The sequence below is a fragment of the Streptomyces sp. NBC_00775 genome (assembly GCF_036347135.1).
Taxonomy (GTDB): domain Bacteria; phylum Actinomycetota; class Actinomycetes; order Streptomycetales; family Streptomycetaceae; genus Streptomyces; species Streptomyces lutosisoli.
Map to the genome: position 1 here is coordinate 3,419,923 of NZ_CP108938.1, position 15,104 is coordinate 3,435,026.

Genomic DNA, 15,104 nt, shown 5'->3' on the forward strand with positions numbered 1-15,104 from the left:
GTCGCAGCCGATACGCCGGGTGCCGTGCGATCAGAGCCCGGCGGGGGCCTAGGCCCGCGCGCGCACCCCGGTCAGCGCGGTCACCACCGGATCCAAGGCCTCGTTGATCTCGTCCCCGATCGACCGGAAGAACGGCAGCGGCGCCCCGTACGGGTCGTACACCTCGTCCGCCTCCGCCGTGGGGGCCAGGAGCCACCCGCGTAGAGCGGCAGCGGCCCGCACCAGCGCACGCGCGCGTTCGATCACGCCGTCCTCCAGTGGCGGCAGCGTGGCCGGGTCTATCGCTCGCACGAGGCGGGTGAACTCCTTCAGGGTGAAGGTGCGCAGGCCCGCCGAGTGGCCCATGGAGATGACCTGGGCGCGGTGGTCGCGGGTGGCCGTCAGGACCAGGTCGGCGCGGATGACGTGGTCGTCGAGGAGTTCGCGGCCGACGAAGCCGGAGGGGTCCGCGCCGAAGTCGGCGAGGACCGTCTCGGCGTTGGCCTCCATGGGCGCGCCTTCATGGCCCCAGGTGCCCGCGCTCTCCACGATCAGGCCGCCCCACAGGGGGTCGCCGAGCCGGTCCGCCAGGGCGTGCCGGGTCAGCCGCTCGGTGATCGGCGAGCGGCACACGTTGCCGGTGCTGACGTGGAGGATGCGGAAGGACCCCCTGGAGAACCCACTGGTCCCCGTGATCCCCGTGCCTATGCCACGCCCCGCGTCAGGGGCTGTCAATTCGCCACCTCGAGGTCGGGTACGACCTTCCGGAGCTCCTCCGCCGACAGTGCCCCCTCGCGCAGCAGCACGGGCACCTTGCCGGTCACGTCGACGATCGAGGACGGCACGATGCCCGGGGTCGGGCCGCCGTCCAGGTAGACCGAGATGGAGTCGCCGAGCATCTCCTGCGCGGCGTCACAGTCCTCGGGAGCCGGGTGGCCCGTGAGGTTCGCGGAGGAGACGGCCATCGGGCCGACCTCCGTCAGCAGTTCGATGGCGACCGGGTGCAGCGGCATGCGGATGGCTACGGTGCCCCGGGTGTCCCCCAGGTCCCACTGGAGGGACGGCTGGTGCTTGGCGACGAGGGTGAGCGCACCCGGCCAGAACGCGTCGACGAGCTCCCAGGCCATCTCGGAGAAGTCCGTGACCAGGCCGTGCAGCGTGTTCGGGGAGCCGATGAGGACAGGGGTGGGCATGTTGCGGCCCCGGCCCTTGGCCTCCAGGAGGTCGGCGACGGCCTCCGAGGAGAACGCGTCGGCGCCGACGCCGTACACGGTGTCGGTCGGGAGGACCACCAGCTCGCCACGGCGGACGGCGGACGCGGCCTCACGCAGACCGGTGGTGCGGTCGGTCGCGTCATTGGTGTCGTATCGCCGTGCCATTTAGCGGGCCTCCTCGTACACGTACTGCTGGCTGGGGATCACGATGCGCGCGCTCACGGCATCGCCTTGCGTGCGGTCGCGAACCGCGGCCGGTTGTTGAGGTCCGGGTGGTCGGCCGCGTCGGCCCAGCCCCGCTCCTCGGTGAAGATCCACGGCACCTGCCCGCCCTGGGTGTCGGCGTGCTCGATGACGACGACACCGCCCGGGCGCAGCAGCCGGTGCGCGGTGCGCTCGATGCCGCGAATGAGGTCGAGTCCGTCCTCCCCTGAGAACAGGGCGAGTTCGGGATCGTAGTCCCGGGCCTCCGGAGCGACGTACTCCCACTCCGTGAGCGGGATGTACGGCGGGTTGGAGATCACCAGGTCCACTTCGCCGTCGAGGTCGTGGAAGGCGTCCAGAGCGTCTCCCTGGCGCAGGTCGACCCTGGACCCCTCGACGTTCTTGCGCGTCCACTGGAGGGCGTCCTCGGACAGCTCCACGGCGTGCACACGGGAGCGCGGGACCTCCTGCGCGAGGGCGAGCGCGATGGCGCCCGAGCCGGTACAGAGATCGACGATCAGCGGCTCGACGACATCCATCGCGCGGACGGCGTCTATGGCCCAGCCGACGACGGACTCGGTCTCCGGGCGCGGGACGAACACCCCCGGCCCCACCTGGAGTTCCAGGTACCGGAAGTAGGCATGGCCGGTGATGTGCTGGAGCGGCTCGCGGGCCTCGCGGCGCGCGGTCACCTCCCAGTAACGGGCGTCGAAGTCCGAGTCCTTGACGGTGTGCAGCTCGCCCCGCTTCACGCCATGCACGAAGGCGGCGAGCTCCTCCGCGTCGTTGCGCGGCGAGGGCACGCCGGCGTCGGCCAGCCGCTGGGTGGCCTGGGCCACTTCCGCGAGCAGCAGGTTCACGCTGGTCCTCCGGGGCTGAGCTGTTGTCGTACGGCCTGACAAGTACGGCCTTACGAGGCTGTGTTCGGCTTTACGCGGCCGCGAGCTTGGCGGCCGAGTCGGCGTCGACGCAGGCCTGGATGACCGCGTCGAGGTCCCCGTCGAGCACCTGGTCCAAGTTGTACGCCTTGAAGCCGACGCGGTGGTCCGAGATGCGATTCTCCGGGAAGTTGTACGTACGGATCTTCTCGGAACGGTCGACGGTACGGACCTGGCTGCGACGGGCGTCGGCGGCCTCCCGCTCCGCTTCCTCCTGCGCCGCAGCGAGGAGCCTGGAGCGCAGGATACGCATCGCCTGCTCCTTGTTCTGCAGCTGGCTCTTCTCGTTCTGGCAGGAAGCGACGACTCCGGTGGGAATGTGCGTGATGCGCACCGCGGAGTCGGTCGTGTTGACGGACTGGCCGCCGGGGCCCGACGAACGGTAGACGTCGATGCGCAGGTCGTTCGCGTGGATCTCGACGTCGACCTCCTCGGCCTCGGGCGTGACCAGGACACCGGCCGCGGAGGTGTGGATACGGCCCTGCGACTCGGTCGACGGCACGCGCTGCACGCGGTGCACACCGCCCTCGTACTTCAGGCGCGCCCAGACGCCCTGGCCGGGCTCGGTGGCACCCTGGCCGCCCTTGGTCTTCACGGCGACCTGGACGTCCTTGTAGCCGCCGAGCTCGGACTCGGTGGCGTCGATGATCTCGGTCTTCCAGCCGGCGCGCTCGGCATAGCGCAGGTACATGCGCAGCAGGTCGCCCGCGAACAGGGCGGACTCGTCGCCGCCGGCGCCCGCCTTGACCTCCAGGATGACGTCCTTGTCGTCGCTGGGGTCGCGCGGCACCAGCAGCAGACGGAGCTTCTCGGTGAGCTCCTCGCGCTGCTTCTCCAGGTCCTTGACCTCGGCGGCGAAGTCGGGGTCGTCGGCCGCGAGCTCCTTCGCGGTCCCGATGTCGTCCCCGGTCTGCTTCCAGGAGCGGTACGTCGCGACGATCGGGGTCAGCTCGGCGTAGCGCTTGTTGAGCTTGCGCGCGTTGGCCTGGTCGGCGTGGACCGACGGGTCAGCGAGCTTCTTCTCCAGATCGGCGTGCTCGCCGATCAGTTCCTCGACCGCCTCGAACATCTCCGGCTCCAATGGACTGTCCCCAGCTCCAGTGTGGGCTCAGGGACGTAGGTAAGACGAATAGGGGCTGCACCGCAAAGCGCCGGTCCCGGCGCCCCCGTGCCGGGGACGCCGAAGACCGGCGCTGTGGGCTCGCTACTTCTTGGCAGCGGCAGCCTTGCCGAAGCGGGCCTCGAAGCGGGCCACGCGGCCACCGGTGTCGAGGATCTTCTGCTTGCCCGTGTAGAACGGGTGGCACTCGGAGCAGACCTCGGCGCGGATGGAACCGCTGGAGATCGTGCTACGGGTGGTGAACGACGCGCCACAGGTGCAGCTGACCTGCGTCTCGACGTACTCGGGGTGGATGTCGCGCTTCAAGGTGTCTCCTAGTTTCGGGAGGGCGCCGGGTCGCCACCGCGGATTGCGGGTGCGTGAACCGGAGCCGACGTACCAGTCTGCCAGGACTGGCCGCATCCCCCAAAACCGGGGGCCGCTGTGATCTATTCCCGAGCTCCGTCAAAGGGGCTCACGACCGGCCTCAGGGGGCTCAGGGCGAGCTGGCCTCCAGGGGGCTCAGGACGAGCTGACGACGCCCTTCGCCGTGCCCGTGGCCGTGCCCTTGGTGGCCGCCTTCGGGATCGCCTGGTCGTTCTTCAGCGCCTTCCAGACCAGCTCGGCCTTGGCGGTGTCGACGAGTACGCGGTTGGCGTTCGCGCTGTCGTACTGGACCGGCATCGTGACCATGTTCATGTGCGACGAGCTGATGCCCTTGAGGCCGTCGGCGAAGGACGCGAGGTCGGTGACCGAGCCGATCTCCGAGTCGGTGGTGATGGCCTTGGTCGCGGTGTTGGCGAGCTTGACCAGCTTCGTCGGGCTGGACAGCACCCCGATGTGCTTGACCTGGTTGACCAGGGCCTTGATGAAGGCCTGCTGGAGCTGGATGCGGCCGAGGTCGGAGCCGTCGCCCACGCCGTGCCGGGTGCGGACCAGGCCGAGCGCCTGCTCACCGTTGAGCGTGTGCGTGCCGGCCTTCAGGTTCAGATGGCTGTCCGAGTCGGAGATGTCCTTGGTGGTGGTGATCTCCACCCCGCCGAGGTTGTCGATGAGCTTCTCGAAGCCGCTGAAGTCGACCTCGATGTAGTGGTCCATGCGGATACCGGTGATGGACTCGACGGTCTTCACCGCGCAGGCGGCGCCACCGGTGGAGTACGCGGAGTTGAACATGACGCCGGAGGCCGCGTCGTGCGTGACGCCCTTGGTGTCGGTGCAGGAGGGCCGCTCGACGAGGGTGTCGCGGGGTATGGAGACCACGCTGGCCTTCTTGTGGCCCTGGTACACGTGCACGATCATCGCCGTGTCGGAGCGGGCGCTGCCGTCGTCGGTGCCGCCGCCCAGCTTCTTGTTCGTGCCGGAGCGGGTGTCGGAGCCCAGGACCAGGATGTTCTCGGAGCCGTTGTCGACCTTCGTCGGCCGGTCGGTGCCGAGGGCCTGGTTGATGTCGACGCTCTTGAGGTTGCTGTTGAGCTTGAAGTACAGGATCCCGGCGCCCGTGCCGCCGAGCACGACGATGCCCGCGGCGGTCCAGGCCGTGATGAGGAGGGCCTTGCTGCGCGTGCTCCGGGCCTTGCGGCGGCGCCCCTTCGCACGGGGGCGAGCGGCGCTCGTGCCGGGCTCCCCCGGTATGCCGGGTTCCGGCGTGCTCTCGGCAGGCATGTGCTCCTCAGTCCCTCTGCGGTCGGTTACCCCTGCTTTCAGGGCCAAGCCCGTCTGGTCGTGACACGTACTGCTCCATGGTCACTCCGTACGGTCAGACGGGGAAACTCGGCAAAGGGTTGCACAACGCAGCGTGCCCACCGCGTGGAGCGGTGGGCACGCTGGGTGATCGGTGAATCCGGGGAAACCCCGCTCACCTGCGATTTCAGCCGAAAATGTCGTACTGCTTGAAATCGGTACCGACGGAGACCCTTGTGGCGAAGATCTCGCTGGTCGCCTTGCCGGTGCCCTTGTACAGGTAGAGCGTGCCGCCGGGCGTACGGGCCAGGAAGTCGGCCTTGCCGTCGCCGGTGATGTCACCGACCGCGTCGAAGGCGTTGTAGCCGGTCCAGGCGCTGCGGACCTTGATACGGCTGGAGAAGGCGCCCGTGCCGGACTTGCCGGTGCCCTTGTACAGGTACAGGTCGCCGGTGCTCTTGTTGCGCGCGATCAGGTCGGCCTTGCCGTCACCGGTGAAGTCGCCGTGGCCGCGCACGGTGTTGTACTGGTTCCAGCCGGAGCTGACCTGGACACGCGCCGAGAAGGTGCCGTTGCCCTTGCCCGGGTAGAGCCACAGGACGCCGCCGGAGTCGACCGAGAGCAGGTCGGGCAGGTAGTCGCCGTTGATGTCGCCCGGAGCGATGATGCGGGTGCGGGTCTTCCAGTTGCCGAAGATCTTGTCGGTGGACCAGGTCCCGCTCGCGAACCCGTAGTGCGACCAGTAGACGTCACCGGTGGCGCTGTCGCGGATCACGAGGTCCTCGACGCCGTCCCGGTTGAGGTCGGCCTGCAGCACGACGTTGACGCCGTCCCACTTGTCCCACGACTGGCGCGCGCCGAACCCGGTGCCCGTGGAGTCCTTCTCGTAACCCGTCTTGGTGGACGAGTTGCGCACCCACAGGTCGGCCTTGTGGTCACGGCTCAGGTTGCCGTCGTCGACGCGCGGGTACGCGGCACCGACGTACGTGCTGACCTTCGAGAAGACGCCGTACGCGCCCTTCGCGACGCAGTCCTCGACGCCCCAGGAGACGACGCCGACGATCCGGGGGTTGCCGGCCGAGTCCTTCACGATCAGCGGGCCGCCGGAGTCACCGTTGCACGCCGTGGTGGTGCCGGTGTCGCTGCCGGTCGCCGCGGTGCCCGCGCAGACCATGTGGCCCTCGATGAAGTCGTCCTCGCCGAGGACCGACTTCATGGCGGTGTTGCACGTGCTGTCGGACTTGATCGGCAGCGTGGCCGTCTTCAGCGTCTCGGAGATGTCCTGCGTGGTGGAGCTGGTGCGGCCCCAGCCGTAGAGCGTCGCGTTGGTGCCGGACGCGTACGAGGCGGTGTCGCCGGACGTCGTCATGCGGATCGGCTTGGCCGTGACGGGCCTGTCCAGCGTGATGACCGCGATGTCGTTGTCGACGGTCGTCGCGTTGTACGACGGGTGGTTCCACTGCCGCAGGGGCAGCGAGACGGTGCCGCCGTGCAGGTCGGTGTTGCCGGAGCTGTCGCTGGTCGGCAGCTGGGCGGTGCCGGTGAGGACCGCGCCGTACTTGTACCAGTTGTAGCCCTTAACGCAGTGCGAGGCCGTGAGGATCTTCGTCGGCGACACGACGGAACCGCCGCAGAAGAAGCCGAGGTCGTCGCTCTCGTCGGTGGTGCCCTTGTCGTCGTAGTACCAGAGCTGCGCCATCCACGGGGCCGTGGTGATGGTGGTCTCGGTGCCGCCGATGATCTTCGGGTCGACCGTCGCGGTGCTGGTACCGGCGGTGTTCGTGCTGGCGCTCAGCGACGACTTCTTGGTCGTCTGGCCCGCGGTGTCGTCACCGGCGACGGCGCCCGCGACGCGCCTCTGCAGCTCGGCCAGGGTGGGCGCGGAGATGCTGGGCTTGACGGTCGGCGTCGGCGGCGTGGCGGCGGTGGCGGCGTTCGCGGACGACATCAGGAGCGCGCCGGCGACCGCGGCCGCCAGGCCCGCTGCCGCGACGGGCACGGCGATGCGTATCCGACGTCTGTGACGACCGTTCCCGGACATGGACGTATCCACTCAAGTCCCCCCAGAGACAGGCGAATTCGAAAGAACTTCAAAGATTCGAGGAAGCTTCGAGAATGATGAGAAGCTTCAAAGAACCGCGATCGTACACCTGTCCCGGACAGCACAAAGGGCCGCCCCCGTCACGTGCGTGACGGGGGCGGCCCTTTGTGTTTCTTGCCCGGCTGACGTCAGTCGTTGCCGTTGCCCTGACCCGGAGTCGTCTTCTGGATCTGGAGCAGGAACTCGGCGTTCGACTTCGTCTGCTTCATCTTGTCGAGGAGCAGCTCGATCGCCTGCTGCTGGTCGAGCGCGTGCAGCACACGACGCAGCTTCCAGGTGACGGCGAGCTCGTCGCTGCCGAGCAGGATCTCTTCCTTGCGGGTGCCGGACGCGTCGACGTCCACCGCCGGGAAGATGCGCTTGTCGGCGAGCTTCCGGTCGAGCTTGAGCTCCGCGTTGCCGGTGCCCTTGAACTCCTCGAAGATGACCTCGTCCATGCGGGACCCGGTGTCGACGAGCGCGGTCGCGAGGATGGTCAGCGAACCGCCGTCCTCGATGTTGCGCGCGGCACCGAAGAAGCGCTTCGGCGGGTACAGCGCGGTCGAGTCGACACCACCGGACAGGATGCGGCCGGAGGCCGGGGCGGCGAGGTTGTACGCACGGCCCAGACGCGTGATCGAGTCGAGCAGGACGACGACGTCGTGGCCCAGCTCCACGAGGCGCTTGGCACGCTCGATGGCGAGCTCGGCGACCGTGGTGTGGTCCTCGGCCGGGCGGTCGAAGGTCGAGGAGATGACCTCGCCCTTGACCGACCGCTGCATGTCGGTGACCTCTTCCGGACGCTCGTCGACCAGGACGACCATCAGGTGGCACTCGGGGTTGTTGTGCGTGATCGCGTTGGCGATCGCCTGCATGATCATGGTCTTGCCGGTCTTCGGCGGGGCCACGATCAGACCGCGCTGGCCCTTACCGATCGGCGCGACGAGGTCGATGATGCGGGTGGTCAGCACGCCCGGGTCGGTCTCCAGACGGAGCCGGTCCTGCGGGTACAGCGGCGTCAGCTTGTTGAACTCCGGGCGTCCACGCCCGGATTCGGGCGCCATGCCGTTCTGGGAGTCGAGGCGGACCAGCGCGTTGAACTTCTCGCGGCGCTCGCCGTCCTTCGGCTGCCGGACCGCGCCGGTGACGTGGTCGCCCTTGCGCAGACCGTTCTTGCGGACCTGGGCGAGGGAGACGTACACGTCGTTCGGACCGGGCAGGTAGCCCGACGTCCGGATGAACGCGTAGTTGTCGAGGATGTCGAGGATGCCCGCGACGGGGATCAGGACGTCGTCGTCGGCGAGCTGCGGCTCGCCCGCACCGGCGGCACCGAACTCGTCACGGCCACGACGGCCACGACGGTCGCGGTAACGCCCGCGGCGGCCACGACGGCCGCCCTCGTCGTCGAAGTCGTCCTGCGGGCCGTTGTCACGCTGCTGACGGTCCTGGCGGTCCTGACGGCCGCCACCCTGCTGCTGACGGTCCTGGCGCTCCTGACGCTGCTGGCCGCCCTGCTGGCCGCCCTGCTGGCCGCCACCCTGGCCGCCCTGCTGCTCGTCGCCCTTGCCACCGCGGCGGTCGCGGTCACGGCCGCCCCGGTCGCGGTCACGACGGTCACGGCGGCCCTGACGGCCGTCACCCTCGGCGTCGCCCTGCGCCTGGACCGGCGTCTCGGCCTTCGGCTCGCTCTTCGCCTCGGCGGTGACCGTCTCGGGGCTGCCGGCCTCGGCGACGGCCCGACGACGGCGACGCTCGCCCGCGGGGGCGTCTTCGCTGGCGGGCTGGCCGGGAATCTCGATCTGCTGCTGGGCCACGGCCGTCTCGGCGGCGGGCTTCGCGGCGGCCTTCTTCTCGGCCGGGGCCGCGGCCTCGTCACCCGTACGAGCCTTCGAGGTGGTCCGGCGCTTCGGCTTGGTCTCGGTGGCGGTCTCGGCCTTGGCCGGGGCGCCACCGCCCGCCTGCGCCTCCTTGATGACCTCGATCAGCTGGCTCTTGCGCATACGCGCGGTGCCCCTGATGCCGAGGCCGGATGCGACCTGCTGCAGCTCGGCCAGCACCATGCCCTCGAGGCCGGTACCGCGGCGCCGCCGGGACCCGGCACCGGTGGCAGGCGCGGAGGCGTCCGTGGCGGGCGCGGCAGCGGTCTCCTCGACACGTGCGCCCATCAGATCGGTGGTGTCGCTCACGAAGGGTCCTTCCCTGGAGCGGACGTCGGCCTGTCTGGCTCGGCGACCGGTTGTGCTGTCCGGATTTGGTCCTCTTTGTATGGACCGTGCCGGGGCGGTTGTCCGCCAAAACGGCGGAAGACATAACTGGTGATGACGATTCCGGAACCGAGGCACTGAATTGCGGTGTCATCGGCTCGATCACGCCGGTTCCGGAGCCGTGCTCAGCACTGCTCAGCGCGTAGCGCCCAATGCATCGCACAAAGCAGTTTGGGAGGCTCCCGGAAGAATGGTTGTCCCGGACGGGGACGCGAAGCACCTCGCCATGGTGGGGTCGGGTGCAGACTTGAGGTTAACACTACCGGATCCAACAAACATTCCCCCTCTCCAAATCCGGCAACCGTGCGCGCTTAATTGACCCCGACGGGTGCGAGCGGCAGCACGCACGCCCCCTGGGCGTCGAGGTCCAGCCGGTTGGCAGCCCACCCCTGACCTGCGAGATCGGCCACTTTGTCGGCGGAAGCCGGGTCCGCCAGGGCGAGCACCGTGGGGCCCGCACCGGAGATCACCGCGGGGATGCCGTCGGCACGCAGCCGCTCCACAAGGGCCGCACTCTCGGGCATCGCCGGGGCGCGGTATTCCTGGTGCAGCCGGTCCTCGGTGGCGGGCAGCAGCAGCTCGGGGCGCCGGGTCAGGGCCTCGACGAGCAGTGCGGCGCGGCCCGCGTTGGCGGCGGCGTCGACATGCGGCACGGTGCGCGGCAGCAGTCCGCGCGCGGTCTCGGTGAGAACCGGCTTCCCCGGTACGAAAACCACCGGAACGATGGAATCGGCGGGATCCATCCTGATCGCCCGCGCGGCGCCGGCCTCCATCCAGGAGAGCGTGAAACCGCCGAGAAGACAGGCCGCGACATTGTCGGGGTGTCCCTCGATCTCGGTGGCGAGCTCCAGGAGCGCGGTGTCGTCGAGCTTGCTGTCCCCGCCTATGGTCACGGCGCGCGCTGCGACGATTCCGGCGCAGATGGCGGCCGACGAGGAGCCGAGGCCCCGTCCGTGCGGGATGCGGTTGGCGCAGACGATCTCGAGGCCGCGCGGCTGTCCGCCCAGCAGGTCGAAGGCGGTGCGCAGGGAGCGTACGAGGAGATGACTCTCGTCGCGGGGCAGCGTTTCACTGCCCTCACCTGCGATGTCGATGTGCAGCCCGGAGTCGGCCACCCGGACGACCACGTCGTCGTACAGCCCCAGTGACAGGCCGAAGGCGTCGAAGCCCGGCCCGAGATTGGCGCTGGTGGCGGGGACGCGCACCCGGACGGCGGCGGCGCGGAACGCTGGACCGGCCATCGCTCGAAGACTCTCCTTGAGCTGCGTGATGTACGAGATTTTCGATGAACTGCGATGAACTTCGATGAACTCGATGAGATGAACTGCGATGCGTACGAAGACCCGGAGGCCGTAATGACGGCGCGGCACCGCGGCATATGCGGCGGGCGGGTTCGGTACAGCCTATCGAAGGAAGGTTCTGTGGCGACATAGGGCGCACAGGAGGCGCACGATGCGTGTCGTAAGCCCCCCGTGCACCCCCTGTCGGGTTGCCGTAGGGGTGGGCCCCGCGTCAGGCGGTTTCCGTCGGCTTCGGGCGCTTTTCGCCGTCGGCTCCTGGCGGTTTCCGCCTGTCTGTGACCGTGTCCGGCTGCCTCTGGCGGATTCCCGCCAGGCGGCTTTCCGCCAGAGCCGGGCCGCGTGTGGTCCGGTCCTGGCGGATTTCCAACAGCTTTCCGACGGCTTTACGCCAGACCGAGCCGCTCCGCCGCCGTCGCCGCGTCCACGGGGACCGTGACGGGCTGCGGGGCGCCCGCGACGGCCCAGTCGGGGTCCTTGAGGCCGTTGCCGGTCACCGTGCAGACGATCGTCTGGCCCGGGTCGACCTTGCCCTGCTCGGCGGCCTTGAGGAGACCGGCGACGGAAGCGGCCGAGGCGGGCTCGACGAAGACGCCCTCCTGCGCGGCCAACAGCCGGTAGGCGCGCAGGATCTCACGGTCCGTCACCTCGTCGATGAGGCCGCCCGACTCGTCCCGCGCGGCCAGCGCGAACTTCCACGAGGCCGGGTTGCCGATGCGGATCGCGGTGGCGATGGTCGACGGGTCCTTGACGATCTCGCCGCGCACGATGGGCGCGGAGCCGGAGGCCTGGAAGCCCCACATGCGCGGGGTCCGCGTGGCGATGCCGTCGGCGGCGTACTCCGTGTAGCCCTTCCAGTACGCGGTGATGTTGCCCGCGTTGCCCACCGGCAGGACGTGGATGTCGGGCGCGTCGCCGAGCATGTCCACGATCTCGAACGCGGCGGTCTTCTGGCCCTCGATGCGCACCGGGTTGACCGAATTGACCAGCGCCACCGGGTAGTTGTCGGACAGCGCGCGCGCCAGCGTCAGACAGTCGTCGAAGTTGCCGTCGACCTGGAGGATCTTCGCGCCGTGGATGAGCGCCTGGCCCATCTTGCCGAGCGCGATCTTGCCCCGCGGGACGAGGACGGCCGAAACCATGCCGGCCCGCACCGCGTACGCGGCGGCGGAGGCGGACGTGTTGCCGGTGGAGGCGCAGATGACCGCCTTCGCGCCCTCCTCCTTGGCCTTGCTGATGGCCATGGTCATACCGCGGTCCTTGAAGGACCCGGTGGGGTTCGCGCCCTCCACCTTGAGGTGGACCTCGCAGCCCGTGCGCTCGGAGAGCACCTGCGCGGGCACGAGCGGCGTACCGCCCTCGCGGAGTGTCACGACCGGCGTGCTGTCGGACACCGGCAGCCGGTCCCGGTACTCCTCGATGATTCCGCGCCACTGGTGGGTCATTGCTGGTTACTCTCCTTCAACCCGCATGATGCTGGCGACACCCCGCACGGTGTCGAGGCTGCGCAGCGCCTCCACGGTCCCGTTCAGGGACGCGTCGGACGCTCGATGGGTGACGACGACGAGAGAGGCCTCGCCGGCCTTCCCCTGCTGACGAACCGTATCGATGGACACACCGTGCTCGGCGAAGACGGTGGCCACCTGGGCGAGAACACCCGGTTTGTCCGCCACATCAAGGCTGATGTGGTAGCGCGTGACGACCTCGCCCATGGACGAGACGGGCAGGGCGGCGTACGCCGACTCGCCGGGCCCGGTCGTGCCGCTGAGCTTGTTGCGGCAGACGGCCACGAGGTCGCCGAGGACGGCGGAGGCGGTGGGAGCGCCGCCGGCGCCCGGCCCGTAGAACATGAGCTGCCCGGAGGCGTCCGACTCGACGAACACGGCGTTGTACGCGCCGCGCACGGAGGCGAGCGGGTGGCTCAGCGGAATCATGGCCGGGTGCACGCGCGCGGTGACCGAGCCCCCGTCCGCGGCCCGCTCACAGATGGCGAGCAGCTTGATGGTGCAGCCCATCTCCTTCGCCGAGGCGAAGTCGGCGGCGGTGACCTCGGTCATGCCCTCGCGGTAGACGTCGTCGAGGCGCACGCGCGTGTGGAAGGCGATTCCGGCGAGGATGGCGGCCTTGGCGGCGGCGTCGAAGCCTTCGACGTCGGCGGTCGGGTCGGCCTCGGCGTACCCCAGGGCGGTGGCCTCGTCGAGGGCCTCCTGATACCCGGCGCCGGTGGAGTCCATCTTGTCGAGGATGAAGTTGGTCGTCCCGTTGACGATGCCCATCACCCGGTTGATCTTGTCGCCGGCGAGGGACTCGCGCAGCGGCCGGATCAGCGGGATGGCGCCGGCGACGGCGGCCTCGTAGTAGAGGTCCTTGCCGTGCTCCTCGGCGGCGGCGTGCAGGGCCGCGCCGTCCTGGGCGAGGAGCGCCTTGTTGGCGGAGACGACGGAGGCGCCGTGCGCGAAGGCGGTGGTGATGAGCGTACGGGCGGGCTCGATGCCGCCGATGACCTCGACGACCACGTCGATGTCGCCGCGTTTGACGAGCGCGGTGGCGTCGGTGGTGACGAGGTCGGCCGGGATGCCCTCGCGGACCTTGGAGGGCCGCCGCACGGCGACACCGGCCAGCTCGACCGGGGCGCCGATCCTGGCCGCGAGGTCGTCGGCGTGCGTCGTCATGATGCGCGCCACCTCTGAGCCGACAACCCCACAGCCCAGCAGCGCCACCTTCAGCGGACGCGTACGCATCATCCGACCTCGTTTCCTCATACCGTCTTCGGTTGGACCAGTCTCACTCACCGGACGGGAGTTTCTATCCTTCGTCCGGATCGTGAGACATCTATTTCATTATTCTGGTAGCCGGACGCAGGAGATCTTCCACCCGAGTCATTCCATGACTTCCATGACTTCCATGGCTTCCATAGGTTGGCCCATGGAATGACTCGGGGCATGGCCTATCGGTTAACCGACATCGAGACGCAGAAGGTCCTCCTCCGTCTCACGGCGGACGATCACCCGTGCCTCGCCGTCGTTCACGGCGACGACCGGCGGTCGCAGCGCGTGGTTGTAGTTGCTGGCCATGGAGCGGCAGTACGCACCGGTGGCCGGGACGGCGATGAGGTCGCCCGGGGCCAGGTCGGCGGGCAGGAACGCGTCCTTGACCACGATGTCGCCGCTCTCGCAGTGCTTGCCGACGACGCGGACGAGCATGGGCTCGGCCTCGCTCGTACGCGACACGAGCGCGACGCTGTACTCGGCGTCGTACAGCGCGGTGCGGATGTTGTCCGACATGCCCCCGTCCACGGAGACGTACGTCCGCAGCCCGTCGAGCGGCTTGATGGTGCCGACCTCGTAGAGCGTGAAGGCGGTCGGTCCGACGATGGCGCGCCCCGGCTCGACGGAGATACGAGGCGTCCGCAGCTTGGCGGCCTCGCACTCGCGCGTCACGATCTCGCCCAGCGCCTTGGCGATCTCGTGCGGCTCACGCGGGTCGTCCTCGCTGGTGTAGGCGATGCCGAGACCGCCACCGAGGTCGATCTCGGGCAGTTCGACACCGTGCTCGTCACGAACGGCGGCGAGCAGCGACACAACACGCCGGGCGGCGACTTCGAAGCCCGCCATGTCGAAGATCTGCGACCCGATGTGGCTGTGGATCCCGATGAGTTCGAGCCCGTCGAGGGCGAGCGCCCGCCGCACGGCCTCGGCGGCCTGCCCGTCGGCGAGGGCGATCCCGAACTTCTGGTCCTCGTGCGCGGTGGCGATGAACTCGTGGGTGTGCGCCTCGACGCCGACCGTCACGCGGATCTGCACCCGCTGCCGCTTGCCGAGGGACTGGGCGATGTGGGCGACGCGCACGATCTCCTGGAAGGAGTCGAGGACGATACGCCCGACGCCGGCCTCGATGGCCGTACGAATTTCGGTTTCCGACTTGTTGTTGCCGTGGAAGGCGATGCGGTCGGCGGGCATACCGGCGGACAGGGCGGTGGAGAGCTCGCCACCGGAACACACGTCCAGATTGAGCCCTTCCTCGTGCAGCCACCGCACGATGGCCCGCGAGAGGAAGGCCTTACCGGCGTAGAAGACATCGGCGTCGTGCCCGAAGGCGGTACGCCAGGCACGGGCGCGGGCCCGGAAGTCGGCCTCGTCGACGAAGTAGGCGGGAGTGCCGAACTCCTCGGCGAGCCGCGTCACTTCGATCCCCCCGACGCTGACGACTCCCTCCCCCGTACGGCTGACGGTGTGCGCCCAGACCTTCGGATCAAGGGCATTGAGGTCGGCGGGCGGCGCGGAGTAGTGGCCCTCGTGGAGGACATCGGCGTGACGGGGCCCGGCGGGGTGTGCGGAACGGCTCATTC

Annotated in this window: 12 protein-coding genes; all 12 read right to left on the minus strand. The window is 69.3% G+C overall.

Features of this window, described 5'->3' with window-relative positions:
• Nucleotides 1-48: 48 nt before the first annotated feature.
• A complete protein-coding gene (locus OIC96_RS15160) occupies nucleotides 49-714 on the minus strand; it encodes an arsenate reductase/protein-tyrosine-phosphatase family protein (RefSeq protein WP_327431763.1) in 666 nt (221 codons plus the stop codon).
• Nucleotides 711-1,358, minus strand: a complete 648-nt coding sequence (locus OIC96_RS15165) for an L-threonylcarbamoyladenylate synthase (protein ID WP_327431762.1) — start codon at nucleotides 1,356-1,358, stop codon at nucleotides 711-713. Before OIC96_RS15165 ends, OIC96_RS15160 begins: the two co-directional genes overlap by 4 nt.
• Before the next feature lie 53 nt (nucleotides 1,359-1,411).
• Nucleotides 1,412-2,257, minus strand: a complete 846-nt coding sequence (gene prmC / locus OIC96_RS15170) for a peptide chain release factor N(5)-glutamine methyltransferase (protein ID WP_330307324.1) — start codon at nucleotides 2,255-2,257, stop codon at nucleotides 1,412-1,414.
• Between the two features lie 70 nt (nucleotides 2,258-2,327).
• A complete protein-coding gene (gene prfA / locus OIC96_RS15175) occupies nucleotides 2,328-3,404 on the minus strand; it encodes a peptide chain release factor 1 (protein WP_330307323.1) in 1,077 nt (358 codons plus the stop codon).
• A gap of 135 nt (nucleotides 3,405-3,539) precedes the next feature.
• Nucleotides 3,540-3,761, minus strand: coding sequence for a 50S ribosomal protein L31 (gene rpmE / locus OIC96_RS15180; RefSeq protein WP_033323852.1), 222 nt, complete (start codon nucleotides 3,759-3,761; stop codon nucleotides 3,540-3,542).
• Between the two features lie 195 nt (nucleotides 3,762-3,956).
• Nucleotides 3,957-5,096, minus strand: coding sequence for an LCP family protein (locus OIC96_RS15185; protein ID WP_330307322.1), 1,140 nt, complete (start codon nucleotides 5,094-5,096; stop codon nucleotides 3,957-3,959).
• A gap of 205 nt (nucleotides 5,097-5,301) precedes the next feature.
• Nucleotides 5,302-7,155 (minus strand): trypsin-like serine protease, encoded by a 1,854-nt coding sequence (locus OIC96_RS15190; RefSeq protein WP_330307321.1) that lies wholly within the window; start codon nucleotides 7,153-7,155, stop codon nucleotides 5,302-5,304.
• A 188-nt stretch (nucleotides 7,156-7,343) separates the two neighbouring features.
• The gene (rho, locus tag OIC96_RS15195) at nucleotides 7,344-9,380 is read right to left on the minus strand and encodes a transcription termination factor Rho (RefSeq protein WP_330307320.1); all 2,037 of its coding nucleotides are present in this window, start codon (nucleotides 9,378-9,380) and stop codon (nucleotides 7,344-7,346) included.
• A gap of 389 nt (nucleotides 9,381-9,769) precedes the next feature.
• Nucleotides 9,770-10,699, minus strand: coding sequence for a homoserine kinase (thrB, locus tag OIC96_RS15200; protein WP_330307319.1), 930 nt, complete (start codon nucleotides 10,697-10,699; stop codon nucleotides 9,770-9,772).
• Between the two features lie 443 nt (nucleotides 10,700-11,142).
• A complete protein-coding gene (thrC, locus tag OIC96_RS15205) occupies nucleotides 11,143-12,201 on the minus strand; it encodes a threonine synthase (RefSeq protein WP_330307318.1) in 1,059 nt (352 codons plus the stop codon).
• 6 nt (nucleotides 12,202-12,207) lie between these two features.
• Nucleotides 12,208-13,500: a homoserine dehydrogenase gene (locus tag OIC96_RS15210; protein ID WP_330307317.1), complete on the minus strand. Its 1,293-nt coding sequence runs from the start codon at nucleotides 13,498-13,500 to the stop codon at nucleotides 12,208-12,210.
• A gap of 210 nt (nucleotides 13,501-13,710) precedes the next feature.
• The gene (lysA, locus tag OIC96_RS15215; RefSeq protein ID WP_330307316.1) at nucleotides 13,711-15,102 is read right to left on the minus strand and encodes a diaminopimelate decarboxylase; all 1,392 of its coding nucleotides are present in this window, start codon (nucleotides 15,100-15,102) and stop codon (nucleotides 13,711-13,713) included.
• Nucleotides 15,103-15,104 lie beyond the last annotated feature (2 nt).